General features: G+C 36.6%; 21 protein-coding genes. 5 read left to right on the top strand and 16 right to left on the bottom strand.

Annotation, left to right across the window (positions count from 1 at the left end; genetic code table 11):
• Positions 1-102 precede the first annotated feature (102 nt).
• The 3 genes from accA to dnaE form a co-directional block, all read right to left on the bottom strand.
• A complete protein-coding gene (gene accA / locus ACFOY7_RS11430; protein ID WP_390252212.1) occupies positions 103-1068 on the bottom strand; it encodes an acetyl-CoA carboxylase carboxyl transferase subunit alpha in 966 nt (321 codons plus the stop codon).
• On the bottom strand, positions 1046-1927 hold the full coding sequence (gene accD, locus ACFOY7_RS11425; RefSeq protein WP_390252211.1) for an acetyl-CoA carboxylase, carboxyltransferase subunit beta: 882 nt from the start codon (positions 1925-1927) through the stop codon (positions 1046-1048). Before accD ends, accA begins: the two co-directional genes overlap by 23 nt.
• Before the next feature lie 178 nt (positions 1928-2105).
• Positions 2106-5408, bottom strand: a complete 3303-nt coding sequence (gene dnaE, locus ACFOY7_RS11420; RefSeq protein ID WP_390252210.1) for a DNA polymerase III subunit alpha — start codon at positions 5406-5408, stop codon at positions 2106-2108.
• Between the two features lie 195 nt (positions 5409-5603).
• Between dnaE and ytrH the strand changes: the two genes are divergently transcribed.
• Both ytrH and ytrI read left to right on the top strand, forming a co-directional pair.
• On the top strand, positions 5604-5936 hold the full coding sequence (gene ytrH, locus ACFOY7_RS11415; protein WP_390252209.1) for a sporulation membrane protein YtrH: 333 nt from the start codon (positions 5604-5606) through the stop codon (positions 5934-5936).
• Positions 5936-6445 (top strand): sporulation membrane protein YtrI, encoded by a 510-nt coding sequence (ytrI, locus tag ACFOY7_RS11410; protein ID WP_390252208.1) that lies wholly within the window; start codon positions 5936-5938, stop codon positions 6443-6445. The genes ytrH and ytrI overlap by 1 nt, the downstream gene beginning before the upstream one ends.
• Before the next feature lie 44 nt (positions 6446-6489).
• Here the strand turns inward: ytrI and ACFOY7_RS11405 are convergent, their stop codons facing one another.
• Positions 6490-7431, bottom strand: a complete 942-nt coding sequence (locus tag ACFOY7_RS11405) for a DHH family phosphoesterase (RefSeq protein WP_390252207.1) — start codon at positions 7429-7431, stop codon at positions 6490-6492.
• Positions 7432-7560: 129 nt separating this feature from the next.
• Between ACFOY7_RS11405 and ACFOY7_RS11400 the strand changes: the two genes are divergently transcribed.
• Complete coding sequence (locus tag ACFOY7_RS11400) at positions 7561-7860, top strand: YtpI family protein (RefSeq protein ID WP_390252206.1); 300 nt, start codon at positions 7561-7563, stop codon at positions 7858-7860.
• A gap of 18 nt (positions 7861-7878) precedes the next feature.
• Here the strand turns inward: ACFOY7_RS11400 and ACFOY7_RS11395 are convergent, their stop codons facing one another.
• From ACFOY7_RS11395 to ACFOY7_RS11360, 8 genes are all read right to left on the bottom strand, one after another.
• A complete protein-coding gene (locus ACFOY7_RS11395) occupies positions 7879-9192 on the bottom strand; it encodes a DRTGG domain-containing protein (RefSeq protein ID WP_390252205.1) in 1314 nt (437 codons plus the stop codon).
• 190 nt (positions 9193-9382) lie between these two features.
• The gene (locus ACFOY7_RS11390) at positions 9383-10063 is read right to left on the bottom strand and encodes a metal-dependent hydrolase (RefSeq protein ID WP_390252204.1); all 681 of its coding nucleotides are present in this window, start codon (positions 10061-10063) and stop codon (positions 9383-9385) included.
• 74 nt (positions 10064-10137) lie between these two features.
• Positions 10138-11667, bottom strand: coding sequence for a polyamine aminopropyltransferase (locus ACFOY7_RS11385; protein WP_390252203.1), 1530 nt, complete (start codon positions 11665-11667; stop codon positions 10138-10140).
• A 113-nt stretch (positions 11668-11780) separates the two neighbouring features.
• Positions 11781-12176 (bottom strand): DUF350 domain-containing protein, encoded by a 396-nt coding sequence (locus ACFOY7_RS11380; RefSeq protein WP_390252202.1) that lies wholly within the window; start codon positions 12174-12176, stop codon positions 11781-11783.
• Between the two features lie 21 nt (positions 12177-12197).
• Positions 12198-12872 (bottom strand): DUF4247 domain-containing protein, encoded by a 675-nt coding sequence (locus ACFOY7_RS11375; protein WP_390252201.1) that lies wholly within the window; start codon positions 12870-12872, stop codon positions 12198-12200.
• A 91-nt stretch (positions 12873-12963) separates the two neighbouring features.
• Positions 12964-13632 (bottom strand): PspA/IM30 family protein, encoded by a 669-nt coding sequence (locus ACFOY7_RS11370; RefSeq protein ID WP_390252200.1) that lies wholly within the window; start codon positions 13630-13632, stop codon positions 12964-12966.
• A 13-nt stretch (positions 13633-13645) separates the two neighbouring features.
• Positions 13646-14155, bottom strand: coding sequence for a DUF4178 domain-containing protein (locus tag ACFOY7_RS11365; protein ID WP_390252199.1), 510 nt, complete (start codon positions 14153-14155; stop codon positions 13646-13648).
• Between the two features lie 137 nt (positions 14156-14292).
• Positions 14293-15045 carry an SDR family oxidoreductase gene (locus tag ACFOY7_RS11360; protein ID WP_390252198.1) on the bottom strand — a complete coding sequence of 251 codons (753 nt, stop codon included), beginning with the start codon at positions 15043-15045 and terminating at the stop codon, positions 14293-14295.
• A gap of 318 nt (positions 15046-15363) precedes the next feature.
• On the opposite strand from ACFOY7_RS11360, the gene ACFOY7_RS11355 reads away from it, so the two are divergent.
• Positions 15364-15807 (top strand): universal stress protein, encoded by a 444-nt coding sequence (locus tag ACFOY7_RS11355; RefSeq protein WP_390252197.1) that lies wholly within the window; start codon positions 15364-15366, stop codon positions 15805-15807.
• 51 nt (positions 15808-15858) lie between these two features.
• Here ACFOY7_RS11355 and ACFOY7_RS11350 read toward each other — a convergent pair whose 3' ends face one another.
• The 4 genes from ACFOY7_RS11350 to ACFOY7_RS11335 all read right to left on the bottom strand — a co-directional run bounded on the left by ACFOY7_RS11350 (position 15859) and on the right by ACFOY7_RS11335 (position 19236).
• A complete protein-coding gene (locus ACFOY7_RS11350) occupies positions 15859-17043 on the bottom strand; it encodes an acetate kinase (RefSeq protein ID WP_390252195.1) in 1185 nt (394 codons plus the stop codon).
• A gap of 144 nt (positions 17044-17187) precedes the next feature.
• Entirely contained in the window at positions 17188-18297 is a 1110-nt protein-coding gene (locus tag ACFOY7_RS11345; protein WP_390252194.1) for a class I SAM-dependent methyltransferase, read from the bottom strand.
• A complete protein-coding gene (gene ytfJ, locus ACFOY7_RS11340; RefSeq protein ID WP_390252193.1) occupies positions 18269-18727 on the bottom strand; it encodes a GerW family sporulation protein in 459 nt (152 codons plus the stop codon). Before ytfJ ends, ACFOY7_RS11345 begins: the two co-directional genes overlap by 29 nt.
• 2 nt (positions 18728-18729) lie before the next feature.
• On the bottom strand, positions 18730-19236 hold the full coding sequence (locus tag ACFOY7_RS11335; protein ID WP_390252192.1) for a hypothetical protein: 507 nt from the start codon (positions 19234-19236) through the stop codon (positions 18730-18732).
• A gap of 134 nt (positions 19237-19370) precedes the next feature.
• Between ACFOY7_RS11335 and ACFOY7_RS11330 the strand changes: the two genes are divergently transcribed.
• Entirely contained in the window at positions 19371-20174 is an 804-nt protein-coding gene (locus tag ACFOY7_RS11330; RefSeq protein WP_390254065.1) for an NAD kinase, read from the top strand.
• Positions 20175-20183: the final 9 nt, after the last annotated feature.

The raw sequence follows: 20183 nt of genomic DNA, 5'->3' as shown, positions 1-20183 counted from the left end.
TTTGTTTTTTTCCCGAAAAGACGGTCAAAAAATGTTTTTACCTTACAGATAATTTTGTTCACAGGAAAAAGCATCTTCGAGCATATGGAAGATGCTTTTTTCTTATGCTTTTACATTCTCATTCATTTCACCGATTTTTTTGTATTTTAGCCAGCGTTTTTCAAGTAAACTAGGTTGATCCAGTCCTGCTAATTGGTCTAATGAACTGCTCAATACTTTCCGAATATAACTAGCTTGTTCTTCAATATTTCGGTGGGCACCACCTAATGGCTCATCAATTACTTCATCAATTACGCCTAGCTCTTTCAAATCAGGTGCTGTAATTCTTAATGATTTTGCTGCACGTTCTGCTTGCTTTGCATCTTTCCATAATAATGCAGCAGCCCCTTCAGGTGATATAACAGAGTATGTGGAATTTTCTAACATATGAATATGATCACCAACACCTATTCCGAGTGCACCACCACTTCCACCTTCGCCAATAACAATACAGATTATGGGTACTTGAAGCCCAGCCATTTCCATCAAGTTACGTGCAATTGCCTCACTTTGTCCGCGCTCTTCTGCTGCTTTACCAGGATAAGCACCTTTCGTATCGATAAAAGTGATGATCGGTCGATTGAATTTCTCTGCCTGTTTCATATGACGCAGTGCTTTTCGGTAACCTTCCGGGTGCGGCATACCGAAGTTACGGTCAATATTTTCTTTCGTATTTTTCCCACGTTGTTGACCGATGATAGTAACAGGCTTGCCATCGAATTTAGCAATTCCTGCAACAACTGCTTCATCATCCCCAAAATAACGGTCCCCATGGAATTCGATAAAATCAGTAAATAATTGCGATACATAATCCAGGCACGTTGGTCTTTCGGAATGACGGGCAATTTGCACGCGGTCCCATGGTTTTAACTTACCGTAAATATCATTTTCAAGCTTAGCAAGTCTTGTTTCCATTTTCTCGATTTCTTCTGATAAATCAATATCACTATCTTTTGTAATTCGTTTTAATTCTTCAATTTTTTCACGTAATTCGACGACAGGTTTCTCAAATTCCAGTACTTGCTTCATCTGTTGCACCTCCCAACTGATGAATTTCCAAAATTGTTGCAAGGGTGTCGCGCATTTCTTCCCTTGGGATCACTTTGTCAAGTTGTCCATGAGCTAATTGGAACTCCGCTGTTTGGAAATCGTCCGGTAACTTCTCGCGAATCGTTTGCTCAATAATTCTCCGTCCAGCAAAACCAATTAACGCACCAGGCTCTGCAAAATTATAATCACCAATTGATGCGAAACTTGCCGAGACACCACCTGTCGTAGGATTGGTCATCACAGAAATAAACAGACCATTTTCTTGATGAAGTCGTTGGATAGCCATCGATGTTTTGGCCATTTGCATTAAACTTAAGATTCCTTCCTGCATTCGAGCGCCTCCCGAAGCAGTAAATACAATAATCGGTATCTGCTTTTCACGGGCATTTTCAATTGCTCTCGTGATCTTCTCGCCAACAACTGAACCCATACTTCCCATTCGGAAACGAGAATCCATTACAGCAACCGCAGCTCTTACACCTTTCACACTTCCTTCACCTGTTACAACTGCTTCATTTAAACCTGTTTTTATCCGGTCTTTTTCTAGTTTTTCATCATATTGTGGAAAATCAAGTGGATTGCCAGAGATTAACTCTTTATCCCATTCCACAAAAGAATCTTCATCGAATAAGTGGTTAATTCTTTCATGTGCAGTTATTTGATGGTGATGTCCACAGTCTGGACATACATATAAATGTTTTTGCCATTCTTTTTGATAATATATTTTTTGACAATGATCACATTTTTGCATCAATCCTTCAGGCACATCTTTCTTTGCATTTTCACTAGGTATTGACGCGTATTTTTTCTTTTTCGCAAACAAATCTTTCAATTGCAAGGATTATTCCTCCTTTTGTGAGTACATAGCTTGTACGATTAACGCATCCAGTTATCACTGCTTATGTATATGAATATTCTTGTTAAAAGAACACACACAAATGTATTTGTTCATTAACTACTATATTATATCAGAAGGCTTCTTTATGTAAAGTAGTGAGAGAATAGCCTTCGCTCCCTTATTCTTGACGAAGGACTACATTCTCCTCACCAAACTGATCTTTTAAACCTTTGATCACATCCCAGCCACTATCCAAATTGTAGTGTTGATCTAACTTGAACAATTGCTTTTCTTCTTTTTTATACAAATAAACCGGTGTCGTACCTGGATATCTTTGTGCGATGGTTTTGAGACGCTCCATCATCTCAGACTTATGATCATTTGTCCAATTAATGTATATTCTTTTATTACTTGTTTTTTGTTTGTCAATGTCGAACTGCTCCGCTTTTTCCACAATTAATTGTTGTTTGCCATTTCTTTCATCAAGGCGCCCCTCTGCAAAGACAAAGATTTCTTCATCAAGCCACTGATTGACTTGACGGAATATATTCGGGAAGATGACTGTATCTATTTCATTTGTTTCATCAGCAATTGTCACAAATGCCATGGATTCACCTTTCTTTGTACGAATAACTCGAATTGCTTGCACAACAGTTGCCAGTTTCACTTTTCTCATTTTCCTGGATAATGCTTCATCGATTGTCAAATACCCCCGTTCTCTGACAGCTTGGCGAATTGTTTGTAACGGATGTTTTGACACAAAGAAGCCAATCACTTCCTGTTCCATCATTAATTGTTTAATGGCTGGGAATGGCTCTTTCTCTACATAGGAAACATCTAAAGCTATATCATCATCAAATAAGGAAAACTGGTCATCAAATTCCCCAAATAACTCGCCTTGCTCGATCGCATCATCTAAACTTGCAAGTAATGTTGCTCTGTTGGAGTATGTTTCATCAAAAGCACCTGCCAGTATAAGTGATTCAATCACATTTCGTTTTAATTGACTGGGTACCCGTAAGCAAAAGTCAAATATGTTTTTAAAAGGAGCATTTTTTCTTGTTGTTAAAATGTCTTGGACTACCGTATAACCAATTCCTTTGATTACATTTAAGCCCATCCGAATCGCTTTACCCTCGACTTTAAATTTACCAATGCTTTGATTGATCGAAGGAGGTAATATGGTTATCCCTCGATTTTTCGCTTCCCTTATATACAACTGCAGCTTCTCTACATTTCCCAGCTGCATACTGAGAACTTCAGCGAAGAAGACTAACGGATAGTTTGCTTTTAAATAAGCGAGTTGATATGCAATCATACTATAAGCTACTGCATGACTCCGGTTAAATCCGTAATTAGAAAATTTGATAATCCAATCAAATACTTCATTCGCCAGACTAGCCTGATAACCATTTTCCTTACACCCTTGGATAAACTTCTCTTTTTGGGCTAAAATCGCATCCTTTTCCTTCTTACTTACGGCACGCCGTAATAGATCAGCTTCACCATAGGAAAACCCTGCTAATTTATTTGCAATTTGCATTATTTGTTCTTGGTAGATTAATACACCATATGTTTTCTTTAAAATTGGTTCCAGATCTGGATGAAGGTAGTCAACTTTTTCACGTCCGTTTTTCCTGTTATTGTATGTCGGGATAAATTGCATGGGACCTGGACGATACAAAGCATTAACAGCAACTATATCTTCAAAATGGCTTGGTTGCATTTCTCGTAATACTTGTTTCATCCCCTGTGATTCTAATTGAAACACACCGTTTGTTAGTCCATTTCTAAATAGTTCAAATGTTTTCTCATCATGGAGCGGAATTTTTTCTATATCTATTGGTATTTTTTGCATAGTTAATTGACCGACAATTCGTTCAATTAATGTTAAGTTTCGCAAACCTAGAAAATCCATTTTTAACAAACCAATTTGTTCCAGTTCTTTCATCGCATACTGTGTTAAATTGATGCCATTTTGCGCAGGGAGTGTTGGTACATGCCGGACAAGCTCTTGGTCACTTATAATCACACCAGCTGCGTGTGTTGATATATGTCTAGGCAAACCTTCTAACCGATTCGCAATTTTAAAAAATTGTTTCAGCTTCTCCGACTGCTTCACATAATCAATCAACTCTTTCGATTGATTCACTAATGTAGCGAGCTTCGCATTATGATCTTTTGGTAAAATTTTCAGAATGTATTGCAGATCACTATCTGGAATCTCCATCGTTTTTGCTAATTCTCTTAATATTGATCGGGCTGCAAATGTCCCAAAGGTAATTATCTGTGCAACATGGTCCCTTCCATATTTGTCCACAACATATTGAATGACCTGATCACGTTTTTCGTCAGAGAAATCTATATCAATATCAGGCATTGTCACACGTTCCGGATTTAGGAACCGCTCAAACAATAGGTCATACTCTATAGGATCTACATTTGTAATACCCAGAATATAGGCCACAAGAGATCCTGCTGCTGAACCACGCCCTGGACCAACCATAATCCTCTCGTTTTTGGCATATTGGATAAAATCTGACACAATCAAAAAGTAATCACTAAATCCCATAGAGTGAATTACATCTAATTCATAATTCAAACGGTCATAAATACTTTCTGTAATCTTCTCATATTTTTCATGAAGCAATTTATGACAAATATTTTCTAAATATTCATCGGCGTTTTCCCCGTTAGGGACTGGAAACTTCGGCAATAGACGTTGGTTTGAGGGCAGTTCTAATCTGCAGCACCGTGCAATATGATTCGCTTGTTCAACTAATTCAGGCCATTCCTCATAGGCATACTGTTGCTCCATTTCTGTTTCAAGATGGGATCCTTTCAGAACATTGGATAGTTGCCCATCATATTTCTCCCCTTTTGCCATCGCTAATAAATAACGAAACGGAACTTCATCTTGTTTATGAATATACCGGACATCTGAAATCGCTACACCTTTAACAGAGGTATGTTTTATATTATCTTTAATGATTGGCCAAATATGCTTCTGTTTCGGAGTAACACCGAAAAAAAACGACTTTTCCCTGATAACATTCATACAGGCTTCTAACCTATCTATCTTTAGTTCATTCTCAATAATAAAAGACTCTATTTTAATAATAAAAAAAAGACTATCCGTCATCTCTCGAAAATTCGCTAATGTGAGAATATTCTCCCGTTGGACAGCTGTACTAACTGCTAATAGATGACTATACCCCTCTTCATTTCGTGCCAAAATAATCATTGCAACAGGTGGTTCGTCTTCATTGATCGTAACAGGTATTTCTATTCCGATAATCGGTTCAATCCCTGCTTTTTTGCATGAATTGTAAAACGGGATAGTGCCATGTAACACACCTTCATCAGTTAAAGCTAAGTGTGTGTAGCCCATTTCTTTCGCTTGCTGGACTAATTCATCAATTTGAATCATGCTTTTTTGCAAACTATAGCCACTTTTAATGTGCAATTGTGTGAAAGGCATGTTATTTTCACCTACCGTTCTTTCTTCTCTATCTTATTATACCCGAATATTTGCTCTGATGAAATTAAGAAACATATGTAGGTAGACAAAACCATATATTTTAGTAAATTAGATAAGCTTTCGTTTTTCTTATACGATCATTACCATTTTATTCATCTAAACAGTACAGTATGCCGATATACAAGGAGGATGCTTATGGAAGAACGCTTTTTCGCGACAATGATTCAATGTTATTTTATTGCATTTGGTGTAATGATCGGTGGATCAATAATCGGAAGTATCGGATCGTTTGCAACAGGTGAACCACCATTTACTCAAATGCACCGAATCGCGAGAGGGTTACACATATGGGCAATTGTAGCAGCCATTGGCGGAACATTTGATGCGATCTCCAACCTTGAACGCGGATTGATAGATGGTTCCACCATTGATATGGTCAAACAAATTATTTTAATTGTGATTGCAATGGGAGGAGCCCAAACTGCACTGTTAATAATTGAATGGCTAATTCAGAAGGAGATTGAATAATGCATATTCCTCCATTATATAAACGACCTGGATGGCAACGATTCTTAGCTGGTTCGGTTATTGGTGCATTTATTGCTTACTTTATTTTTGTCTTTATGTATGGTGAAATGCAAGAAAAATGGATTGAAGAAAACCTGGCATTGCGTGGGGAACTCTTAGAACTGAAAGAAACGCATAATGCATTAGTAGAAAATCATCGAATATTGGACGAACAGGCTAAAGAAGGAATTGAAATAAAAGAAGTTACGATTACTTTTACCAATCTAAAAACATATAAAATCGAACATGACCGCATAATGATCCAGCAATTGAATGAAGCAATTAAACAGGAAACCAGCCAAATGATTGGCATGAACCTAGCTGAAGTTACCAACAGTACAGATTTGCTCATACGTGCAATCGAAAATAAGACCATCACGATTGACGATTTTAAATTCCGCGCAAAGGTAAAAAAAATGATTGTAACAGAAACTCTGCAATTATCTATTGAATTAAGCAAAGGAAATTAGTTAGAAGCACACCATGTCATTGCTATGATGTGCTTCTTCTTTGACTACATTTCTAAACAGACTTGCTCAAGGTCTTGCAGCAGGTCATCAACTTTATCCCAGGTATGTATTTTGGCGCCTGATGCAAGCGGATGCCCTCCACCTTCATACTTTGCAGCAACCCCATTAATGACAGGTCCGTTTGAACGAAGTCTAACACGGATAACATCCTCTTCCTCAACAAAAATCGCCCATGCTTTCATTCCTTCAATATCACCTAACACACCGACAATGGCACTTGTTTCATTTGCAGTCACATCAAATTTCTCTAAGATGTCTTTCGATAGCTTAACATGACTAACACCTGCTGAACTGACTTCAACATTCTGTAAAACATATCCTTTCAGTCTAGCCATTTTTAAACTAGTTTTGTACATATGCTGATACATTTCTGTTCTGTCAAATTTATATTCGACTAATTCTGATGCAATTTGGAAAGTAAGGTTGGATGTACTAGGATATAAAAAACGCCCCGTATCACCAACAATCCCAGCATACAACAGGGAAGCACAACGGTCTGTCATAACAAGCCCTTGTTCTTTTTCTTGTTTATATAATGTGTAGATCATTTCGCTTGTTGAACTGGCAGATGTGTCCACCCATAATATGTCGCCATATGCATCATTATTTGGATGATGGTCAATTTTTATAATTTCTTTCCCTTTTTTAAATCGCTGATCAGACACGCGTTCTTGATTAGCTGTATCACATACGATTACTAGTGCTTCCTCATAAATAGAGTCATCAATCTCATCCATAACCGCAAAATATTTTAACCAATCCTCTTCTTCACCAACAACAAACACCTTTTTCTCTGGAAAAGATGCTTGAATAATTTCAGCTAAACCATTTTGTGATCCATAAGCATCCGGATCTGGTCTTACATGTCGATGAATGATAATATTATCGTATGATTTAATTTTTTCAATAATTGCTGTCGTGTTCATTATATTCCTCCATTAGTAGACATTTTCAACATATTTTGTATGATTTTTTACTAGCAATTCACCTAACAAAAAGGTACAATGAGTTTCAGATTATCCATTCCTATTATAGCACGGTTAGGAGGTCGACGATTGGTTATTTATCCTATAGTTATTATTGTTTCCTTTATACTGTATGTATATTATAAAGTAATGATTGTTCGCAGTGTAGATCCGTTAATACAAGAAATTACAAATGCGAAGGCGCGTATGTCGCTCGGTCTGTGTATCAGTTTCTTTGGAGTAAATCAATATTTATTTTATGAAACACAGCTAGCTTTATTTATCGCCATTATTTTTTTGGTTATCGGTATAATGCAAATCTTGGCAGGGTGGAAACGATATCGCCATTATAAAACTGAATTTAAGAAGAGAGAAACTGCCAGTGTATAATTACAGGCAGTTTTCCTTTTACCGATCAATTAATTGTGCCATTAGCATAGCTTTCCCCACCATTTTCCGCTCATGATAAACTTCAACATCTATTTTCGCCGATTTTCTTCCAATATCAATAATCTTTGGTTGAAAAACTACTTTTGTTTCCAGTTGAATTGGTTTAATAAAGTATACGGTAATATTTTCGACAACTAAGTCGCCTTTTTTCTGTTGACGCAATAAACTGCTCGCAGCTTCAATAACAAATGATACGAAAACGCCATTTGATAATGTTCCAAGCTGATTCGTCATTTGTGGTGTGATTTCTGCTTCAAACGTATTTTTGTGAAGTTCATTGGATGTGTGTTCAAAATAGTTGGAAACAATATCATCAATCGTTTCACCAACCTGAGGTTGTTTTTGGATATGTTGTAATGCTTTTAATACATCTTGTCTTGATATTAATCCTTCTAATTGGTGATGTTGATCAACAACCGGCATAATTTCTATCCCTTCCCACACCATCATATGCGCTGCGTAAGCAAGTGAAGTTTCCTTCATAACAGTCAGCGGGTTTTTTGTCATTACCTTCTCGATTAGCATTTCTTCCTTTTTACCAATTACATCTTTTGATGTGACAATCCCTACAACTTTTTTCTTCTCACCAACAACAGGATACCTGCTATGGGTTGTCTTTTTTTCCCACTCATGCCATTTTGAAACCGTATCCTTTGTTGATAGATAATATGTTTGTTCTTCTTTCGTATAAATATCACCAACTAAGACAATTTCTTTCTTAATTAACTGATCATAGATCGCTCGATTAATCATTGCCGCGACAGTAAAAGTATCATAACTTGTCGAGATTATTGGCAGTTTTTTTTCATCTGCTAACCTTTTGGCATTATCATCTGTATCAAAGCCACCTGTTATTAAAACAGCTGCACCTTCTTGTAAAGCTAATTCATGTGCTTCTGTTCTATTACCGACAATCAGCAAAGAATCCTTCTCTGTATAGCGCATCATGGCATCAAGCTTCATTGCCCCAATAACAAATTTGTTTAAGGTTTTATAAAGTCCTTCTCTTCCACCTAAAACTTGCCCATCAACAATACTAACAATTTCTGCAAATGTTAAATTTTCAAAATTCTCTTTTTGTTTTCGTTCAATTCGAATTGTCCCCACACGCTCTATTGTACTAACCAAACCTTTATTTTCTGCTTCTTTAATTGCTCTATATGCAGTACCTTCACTCACATGCAATTCTTTTGCAATTTGTCGAACAGATATTTTGTTGCCTACTTTTAAAGATTCGATAAATGACAATATTTGTTCATGTTTTGTAGCCAATAGTAGCTCACCATTCTTTCATCTGTACTAATAGTTATTAATCTATTGTTATTATACAGTTCAATTCATGAATATTCAATTTATTCTAACAATAATATGTATTTCCTTCCATAAATGATGGACTGTTTTATATTAATTTAGTGCTCTGTACCAATTGAAAAAGCCAAGGATTCACCCCTTGGCTTTTTCCCTATAGTGTAACAGATTCACCAGGTTGAAGAGCGATCCCCTCACCAGGCTTGACTTTATTAGCGAAGCCTTCCCCATCTTGTTCAATTAGCGGGAACGTATTATAATGAATTGGCACAACTTTCTTTGCCTTTATCCATTCTGCAGCAATTAATGCATCTTCTGGACCCATTGTAAAGTTATCACCAATTGGTAAGAAGGCCAGGTCAATGTCGTTCATTTCACCAATTAGCTTTAAATCAGAGAAGAGTGCCGTGTCCCCTGCATGATAGATAGTTTTTCCTTCAGCAGTGAATAAAATACCTCCAGGCATCCCTCCATATACTTTTTCCCCATTTTCATCTGTAAACATGGACCCGTGAAAGGCTTGGGTGAACTTCACTTTACCAAACTCAAATTGATGTGCTCCGCCAATATGCATTGGGTGTGTTTTCAAACCTCTCGACTCTAAATATACTGCTAACTCGTTTGGTGCCACTACCAGACAATTACTTCGCTTTGCAATACTAATTGTATCTCCAACATGATCATTATGACCATGTGTCAGTAGAATGACATCAGGCTTTTCTTCCTCTGCATTTAAGTCACACAATCCATTGCCGGTAATAAACGGGTCAATTAAAATAGTGTGTTTTTCTGTTAAAATTTTCACAACAGATTGGCCATGAAAAGAAACACGCATGAAAAATACACTCCCTTATTTTTATGGTCTATTTCTTTTATACCCATCTTCCATACAGATTAAAACTCGACATATTAGTAATACTGCCAAGACTTCTCATAGATTGGAATGAGAATTGGATCAATTAACGTGTTGACACCAATGTCTAATCCTTCCTTGTCTTCATCCTTACCGAAACTCATTAAGCTTTTTAACATATCTGTCTTTAAAAAAGAGGTGTCCACATTTATTTCAAGCTGTTCTACATCAATCGCTTCCCGACTTGCTAACACAAATCCCCAATTCCCGAAACTTGGTATATCAACATGAAAATTCTCTACATTCATTCCCGTTGCTTCAACGGTGTGAGAAATTGTCCAATAAACTTCACGAGCAAAGACGGGACTTGTTGCCTGAATCATAACAGCTCCATCTGGCTGTAAATGGTTACGAATTAATGAATAAAACTCTTTTGTATATAATTTATTCAGACTTTCATTATTTGGGTCAGGTAAATCAACAATGATTACATCATACCATTCATCAGTTTCCTCTAAATATTGGAATGCATCCATATTAATTACATTTACCAGGTCTTCTTGAAGAGCCCCTTTGTTTAAAGCAAGCATATGCGGGTTCGAATTTGCAAGTTCAATAACAGCAGGGTCTAAATCAACTAATGTAATTTCTTCTATGTCTTCATATTTCAATAACTCTCTTGCACCTAGACCGTCACCAGCACCTAATAGTAATACAGAAGTGCTTTCATCAGCTTGTGCCATCGGTATATGGACCAACAACTCATGATATCGGTGCTCATCAATGGAACTGAACTGTAAGGCACCATCTAAGTAAAGCCGGACATCATCTTGTTGCTTTGTTATGACCATCTTTTGATATTGGCTCTGTTCATAATGGATAATGGGATCTTGGTAAATCTTCTGTTCAAAACCATTGGCTATCTTTTCACCAAAAAACAATCCAAATACTAGTAATAATCCTATTGCAATACCTGTCAGGCTATGAATTTTACTATTGCTAATTTCTTTTCTAAATAAATAAAGTACAATCAGTGCAACAGTTAAATTAATCAGGCCTACAAAGAAAGCACTTTTAACCATTCCTAACTGTGGCCGCAGAAAAAATACAAACAAGAGACCACCAATTAAACCACCAGCATAATCAGAAAATAATACACGTGCCGTACTTTTCTCAAGTGTTACACCAATAGCGTTTGCCTTGCGGATTAGAATTGGCAGTTCGACCCCAGTCAATGCACCTACAAGCAGTGTAATGACATATAAAAAGATCGCATCAGCTCCATTTGACCCAAAAGCAGTCATACCGAACATCATAAAACTGGAAAATCCACCAATTAATGCGACTGCAAATTCTATATATATAAACGACAAAATTAAGCGTTTTGTTACTTTTTCACTTAAACTTGCACCAATCCCCATCCCTGTTAAAAATAATGAGATGGTCAATGTATATTGTTTCACACCATCACCTAATATGTAAGAGCCTAATGCCCCAAACAACACTTCGAATATTAGCCCGCAAATTGATACTATTCCCGAAGCCCAGTAAATAAAATAACTTTGTCTTTCCTTAAGTTTATCCATTTTTGCCACTCCATGTGTTTCTATTTTAATTATAAAGCCAACTGCTATGGGTGATTTAACTCATCTCTATGAGAAAAACCTGGCCAATGAATCGACCAGGTTCTTAAGATGGACTATGTAATCGATGCACCGATAACAAATGCAAGCCCTACTGAAACACCAAATGAAATAATTCCAACCGCCATATTATTTTCCTTTAACTGCTGTTCCACTGAGAATTTTCTAGTTACTAATTCAAACACTAAATAAGCAATCATCTGCAGGATAACACCATAAGCACCCCAGATTAAAGTCTCCCAAACAGTAATACTATTATAGATTGCAAATGCCAGGATAATACAGATGCCAATAATCTTTCCTGCAATCGATAACGCAATGGCACGATTACCTGCCTTAATCTCATCCCAGTCTTTGTATTTCGTTGTTAACTGCTCAAAAATTATTAAACCGATAATCACGATAATAATTGCTGCAATAAAATAAATAAATGTTGATATAAATGCCTCCATTATTAACAATCCCTCCTTAAATTATTTACCAGTGCCTGGTCCGCCGCCACGAAACGACCCCATGCCTCGACTTGATGAATTCGTTGTATTCCCTTTATTATATGATTGACTTGATCGATACCCACCATAACAGCCACCATTTTGACAGGTTGATCTTCTTTTCTTTGCCCAATTATCCACACCCAGTACATCATCTAATAAACGAATAGCGAAATAGGTTGTTAGAAAATTGGGTGAATAATTATTACGGACGAAATCATCACTAGCTACTTCAATAAAGACAACATCATCCATTTCTTCACTATCTTTTAGAATAATAAAATGATCGTTATAAATTAAAATTTGCTGATTATCAATATACTCACTGATTTCATCAGGCTTTTCAATCTCTTCTAAAAGTTTTGCTAATTCCTGAACTTCAAATTTATCTGTTGCATATATGTTCGCTGTCGTTTTCTCACCGGTTGCAGAGTCTACAAACGGAAAAGTGTTTGCAATTAACCTTTCCATATCTGCGGTATTACCATTCTTTAATTGGTCAATAATCTCTTCTTTTGATTCTTCTGTCTGAACGTCTTCTTTATTAACGGAAGATGACCCATCAAACGCAGATATATTTTGAATCTGGTCTTGACCACACCCCGCCAGGATCAAACATAAAATCAATCCGCTCATAATAAGTAGATGATGTTTCATTTACTCACCTCCTATATTCTATTATGCTGTATAAAGGCAAGAAAGAACCTTTCGAAAAGGAAGGCTCTTTCTCAACTGTTCTAACATTGTGTTATTCTTTGCCCATTTTCTTTTTCAATGCAGCCAATTCATCATCTACACCGCTTTTATCTAATTCTTCAAACTCATCATCCAAGCTTTTGCTTGATGAGGATAGATCATCACTCGTTTCAGCTTCCGCTTCAAAACGTAGAACTTTTTCCTCCATCCGTTCAAATCCTCGCTTAGAATCATCAGTACCAATATTGGACATTGCACGATTCATTTTCGTTCTCGTTTTCGCAGATTCTGCACGTGCTTTTAAAGTGTCTTTCTTTAATTGCATCTCTTGATATTCTTTCTTCATTTCATCTAGTTTATCACGTAACTGATCTGCATCGCGTTTCGCTTTTTCCCAAGATTCCTTCAGCATATTCGCCTGCTGCTCCTGGCTATTCTTGTCTTCTAACGCACGTCTTGCTAAATCTTCATTACCAGCTTCAATCGCTTTCTCTGCTTGTGCCTGGCGTTTTTCCACAAGCGCCTTTGCATCATCTGCTTTTCGCTTCAACATTTTTTCATTGGCAATCTGCTTTGCTACGGATGTTTCTGCTTCACGAATATCTGACTCCATATCACGCATGAATTGATCTAGCATTTTTACTGGATCTTCCGCCTTGTCTAACATTGAATTCAACTCTGAACTCACCACTGTTTTTACTCTTTTAAAAAATTGAAACATTCTATTTTCCTCCTTAGTTTGTACCTGCTATAATTTTTATTTCAAATGATTGGATCGGATAGCCGTAACTCGCTTCGACTTCACTTCCCCAATCTTCCAAGCTAATAAAATGCTCTTCATCCTCATCACAATACTCTGTATACTTCATCACTTGTCCCGTTAAGTTACTGCTGCGGCCTTCCCCGCGGATGTTCGCCTGACCACTCTCATCTAAATGATATGTGATGCCATCATACTCCAACCGCTTTGGATAGGTGCTTGCCTCAGGAAGCTGAATCCGCTTGTAAATCCCTAACTCAAGTTCATCATCCATTTCGACAGCTAACCATATCGTATCATTTTCCCCCAATAATTGGTAGCTATACCATTCATAATTACCTTGCCTATAAACAATTTTTCCAACTACTTCATAATCAGCCAGATCATATTCTACAATATCACCTATCTGAATAGATAGTGGATCTCTTTTCGTTACAGCTTTCTTTTCTTCCTTTTTAGAAAAAAGCCTTGAAAAAAACCCCAATGGGTGCACCTCATTTCTTTCTTTTACTATCCAATATATTTTACCTAAAGGATAGCAATGTTACATTTTGTCTTGTTATTATTATGTACGATCATGTTTCCATCAAAGTTTCAGTTTTTATAAAAAATTTAAAAATTTTATCGATTTTGATGAATCACATCTAATCCCCCATTCACATCAATTACTGTACCTGTTATCATGTCAGAATTATCTTCACATAAAAACAATACAACTCTTGCAATATCTTCCCCAGTCCCAGAGCGCCCGATAGGAGTAAAAGCATCTGACACTTCACGGCTTTCCTCAATAGCTGCTTCCTTCATTTCACCAGTTATATCACCAGGTGAAATCATATTAGCTGTAATGCCGTTTTCTGCTTCCTCATAAGCAATCGTTTTAGTCAATGACACCAATCCAACTTTCGCTGCCGCAAACGCTGATCGTTTCATCCACCCACTAGCACTTGCCGCTCCTTGAAAGCCATATGTAATGATTCGGCCAAATCGCTGTTTCCTCATCATAGGAACCGTTCGTTTCAGCAGATAAAATACACTGCTTAAATTCCCATGAACCATTTCCTCCCATTCCTGATCGGTATGTTCTATAAGTTTTTTTCTATTAAATATAAATGGCCCGGCATTGTTGATAAGGTAATCAATTGTACCAAATTCATGAACCGCTTCCTTTACAGCATGATCTACTGAATCTTTGTTACATACATCTGCTTGCACAATATGTAGGGGATAGTTCTTATATTCTTCTTTTAGTTGTCTAGCTCTTTCTCCATCCTGGAAATAAGTAACAGTAACCGAATGCCCCTTTTCCAGCATTGCTTCAGTAACTTTTTTACCTAGCCCTTTGGTTCCAGCTGTAATAAACGCGTGACCCATTTTTATTACCTCCTATCTTTCGAAAAGCTTGACTCATCTCTTGGTCTGCTTATGGCAATTACCATAACCTCCACTATATTGTATTACATGAACAGAAATACTTACCATACTATCGTACAATAAGGTTACTTTTTTTTCTAATATTAGCAGTTCATGAAATAATAATTTTATGTAAAAATGGAATGTTTTCCAGGAGAACTTCTAAAGTGTTTCATGACAGAAAAAAAGTGGTAAATAAATATATAAGTAAATTCTTCTAATAAAAGCACATGTAAGCGTGTTCATGTTATAATGGAACTATAGAGAGGAGTGATCATCATGGCATTCGAATATCATCGTATTCTAGTTGCTGTCGATGGTTCAGATGCATCAGAATTAGCGTTTAAGAAAGCGGTAGATATTGTTTTAAGGAATAATGCAAAGATGTTCCTTGTGCATGTTATTGATACACGAACTATCACAACGGTGGCACCAGAAGTTTATGACCAGACTCTTGCTGCCCGCTCAGAAAATTATGCCCAATCACTTTTAGATGAGTATAAAGAAAAGGCGAACAAAAAAGGCATTACTAATATTATGACACATGTAGAAATAGGCTCACCAAAAATAAAAATACCAAAAGACTTAGCCAAAAAACTTGAAGCAGATTTAATTATATGTGGTGCTACAGGAATGAATGCTGTTGAACGGTTTCTAATTGGCAGTGTTTCAGAGAGCATTACTCGTTATGCAAAATGTGACGTCCTTGTTGTACGAAGTTAATAAAACGGCCTTCTCCAGTTTCGGAGAAAGCCGTTTTTTTCCTTCTGTAAGTTATGTTAATCGCATAACATCTCTTGCGATCATTACTTCTTCGTTTGTTGGAATGATAATTACTTTTACTGGTGAATGCGGGTAATTAATAAATGTTTCTTTTCCACGGATGTTGTTAAGTTTAGGATCCCAGTATACACCCATAAACTCCAGTCCTTTTAATACACGTTCTCTAATCGTGATACTATTCTCACCAACACCTGCCGTAAAGATAATCGCATCAACACCATGCATTCTAGCTGCATATGAACCAATATATTTGTGAATACGTTCAGCAAACACCTCTAAAGCTAATTCAGCACGATGGTCTCCTGCATCTGCTTTTTCTTGAATGTCACGAAGATCACTAGAGAAGCCAGATAATGCAAGCATCCCGCTCTTCTTGTTTAATACATTCATTACTTCATTAGCAGATTGACCTGTTTTTTCCATAATGTACGGAATTAAAGCAGGGTCAATATTACCTGATCTCGTACCCATTGTCACACCAGCTAATGGTGTGAAGCCCATGGAAGTATCGATGGATTCACCATTTTCAATTGCGGCTATACTTGCTCCATTTCCAAGGTGGCAAGATAATAGGCGTAATTGATTTAGTGGAACTCCCATTAACTCTGCTGCACGCTCGGAAACATATTTATGTGAGGTACCATGGAAACCGTATTTACGGATTCCATATTTTTCATAATATTCATATGGTAAACTGTAAAGATAAGATTGTTCTGGCATTGTTTGGTGAAATGCTGTATCAAAGACAGCCACAGCTGGAACATTCGGTAATACTTCCAAAAATGCACGAATACCAGTTAAGTTTGCCGGATTGTGTAATGGTGCCAGTTCTGACACTTCGTCGATTTGTTCAATGACCTTTTCATCTATTTTTACTGAATCATTAAACTTCTCCCCACCATGAACAACACGATGGCCAACTCCATCAATTTCATCCAGACTTTTAATCACACCAGTTTGTGTGAGCTTGTCCAATAAAAGCTTTACTGCTTGTTCATGATTTGGAATATCCTCTGTTACCTGGTCTTTCGTATCATTAAATTCAATTGTGAAGATAGAATCATTAATTCCTATTCTTTCAATCAATCCGATTGCCAGTACTTTTTCTTCCGGCATTTCGATCAGTTGAAATTTTAATGATGAACTACCAGCGTTTATTGCTAATATTTTACGCAATATTTTCCATCCTTTCGTTCCTCTTTTTCCTTTAAATAATTAATGAAATTAACATTCCCAACTCCATTTAACCACCGACAGATCAAGTTTGCAACAGAGATCTCGGATGTTACCGTTTCCTTTGCAAAATTTTATATTTTCAGACTATTCCCTATATTCCGACTTAAACCATGTATCTATCTTTCTTAACATATTATATGTTTTATCCGCATCTTTAAAAGAAGGTAATTGGGCCATTAATGCTTGCTTCGGTGCTTTCGTGTTTTCCCCTTTTTTCTGCAGGATGAATATACTCTTGGCATGTTTTTCTGATGCAAACATGGTTAAAGGTAATTGTAATAGACTTACAATGTGTACATGCTTATGCAAAAATTTATGAAGTTGTTCTCTCTGATCACTAGTAAATAAAAAATTCGGGATTAAAAACAATAAATATCCGCCTTCTTTTGTGTATGTTAAACTTTGCTCGATAAATAGATGGTGTGAATAAGAATGCCCTTCTTCTGCTTTCAGTTCGTATTTCATCGCTTGGATATCATCTGGATAGTATCCAACAGGTAAATCTCCAATTGTAATATCTACTGGTTCCAGTAAAAGTGATGTTAAACTATCCTGATGGAAAAACTCAATCGTTTGTTTTTGCAGATTAGCACTTTCCACAGCCAGACGAATTAGTGTTGGATCAATCTCACTTCCAAACCCTTCAACATCCGCTTCTACTTGATTCATTACTGCTGTTAGTAAGTTCCCTGTACCACTCGCTGGATCAAACAGGCGAAATTTCTTTGTGTTTCCCATCAATTTTTGAATAAAATATCCGATAAACATTGCAACAGAATCTGGTGTGATTGTATGCTGAGCCTGTGTGGATCCTTTCATTCCTTTAATTAATGCCAGTTGAATCGTTTTACGGATTTGTTCGTTTGACACATTTTTATTGTCAAATTGTTCTGACAAACTATCGATCTTACCTTTTTGTTCATCCGTTATATGCTCATTTTGCCCTCCATTAACCTGATGCAGTACTTCTGCTAAACTTTCTAAATACGGCAAATCAAGCGTTTTTTGGACATCTGTTGTTAGTGTATCTAATTGTTCAAAAGCTTTTTCTATTGAAAATTCCATCGTTTCTCCTCCACCTTTTCCTTGCTCTTTCTTCAGCAAATGAAATCCACTGCCTATTATATTATGAAGGCAGTGGATTTCAATGTCTACTTCCAAGTTTTCATCGTTTGCTTCTACTTTTTTCCTCATCTTGATCATTCTTTTCTGAATCCTTGTTGCTATCACGATTCATCATTCCCATGATTTGATCAAGAAATTGAGGACCTTTATCTAACAATTTCTCATAAACATGTGTTGATTCATTTAATGTAATTAGTTCTACACCCGATTTATTCGCAACCAAAAATGCTGCAGGAGTTATTGAAACACCACCACCGCTGCCCCCGCCAAATGGGATAATCATATCAGATCCTTGATCTTGTGATGATTTCTGGTTCTTCCCTAGAAATTCACTTCCACCTGATGCGAAACCAAATCTCACCTTTGATAATGGGATAATTATGCTGCCGTCTGGTGCATCGATGGGTTTTCCAATTGCTGTGTCGACTTCTACCATTTGTTTTATGTTCTCCATTGTTAAGGACATAAATGCTTCTAGTGGATGTACATTCTCTTCCATCATTATTCTCCTTTCGTTTTCCAACTTTTCCATACACGCATAGTTTTTCGCAGTTTCCATGAAATCATACATCGACCATTACTTTGAATGATAGTCTCATCAAAGTGTGCCGATAGTTGACAATCAACAACAGCATTCTCTCGCAACCGTGCACTTACCATTGTAAAGAGTGATTGAAGCATACTGTATAATATAGCGGTTGTGTCTGGTTCGCCTGTTCCGATAATGGTTTTCGTTTTGAGCAATTCACATCTAACGTTCTCTATAACAAAATTTCTTAAAATATTTAGATCCTTCATTTTCATGCCATTAGGAAATGCAGTTCCATCTTCTTTCATTATCCCTACATCTTTTTTTAATATAGTAAAGCCTAGAATAGTTATCATAATAATGATTTGCTGATCTTCATCAGTAAAATTCCACTTAATAGTCGCATAAACTCGCAGAAGACCTAAAAACAATAAAAGCAGAATAATAAAAATGAAGAAAATAACTCCAATGATTAACATATTGATCACCACCATCTTTATTATTTACTAAGAATGGTTATATTAATCAATGGAAGTAATTTGTTGAAAACATTCCAATATGACAAAAGAGCAAACCATGATAAGATGAAAGAAATAGCGTTAAGGAGGGACTAATTATGGAAAATCGAAAAAATGTGTTTTTTTATTATGGAAAAAGTGACCAATTAGAAGAGAAATTGAGCCCAGTGTTTGAGCATCTTGAGAAAAGCGGCTTCCATATTGTTGATAATTCAAAAGATGCCAGCATTGTTATAAGCGTTGGCGGTGATGGAGAGTTTTTGCAAGCTGTCCGCCATACAGAATTCAGACAAGATTGTCTTTATGTTGGGATGACAAAAAAGAATGAAGCAGGTTTATATTGTGACTTTCAATTAGATCGCTATGTCGATATGGTTCATGCAATGCAAGATGAAGCAATAGAAGTTCGCCGTTTTCCTGTCATTGATGCGACAATCAATGGCGAGTCTACCTTTCACTGTCTAAATGAAGCTGCAATCCGTTCTGCGATCATTAAAACGATGGTAATGGATGTATACATAGATGACAACCATTTTGAGCGATTCCGTGGCGATGGATTAATTGTAGCAACACCAACAGGAAGTACTGGCTATAATAAGTCAACTACAGGTGCTGTTATTGATCCAAAAATTCCTTGTTTCCAAGTATCTGAATTAGCCTCCATCAATAACAATCGATATCGTACTCTAGGTTCATCCTTTATATTAAATCAAGACAGAACTTTGCGAATCGAAGTAATTCAGGACGGGAATGACTATCCTATTGTAGGTTTCGATAACGAGGCTTATTCGATTAGAAACATTAAAACAATTACAATTAAACTTAGTGATAAACGTATAAAAACAGTAAAATTGAAGAATAACTCTTTCTGGGATCGAGTGAAACGTACATTTTTATAAAATAACTAA

Origin of the sequence: Gracilibacillus xinjiangensis, assembly GCF_042651765.1 — a bacterium.
Lineage (GTDB): Bacteria > Bacillota > Bacilli > Bacillales > Amphibacillaceae > Gracilibacillus > Gracilibacillus xinjiangensis.
This window is presented reverse-complemented; position numbering and strand designations above follow the sequence as displayed.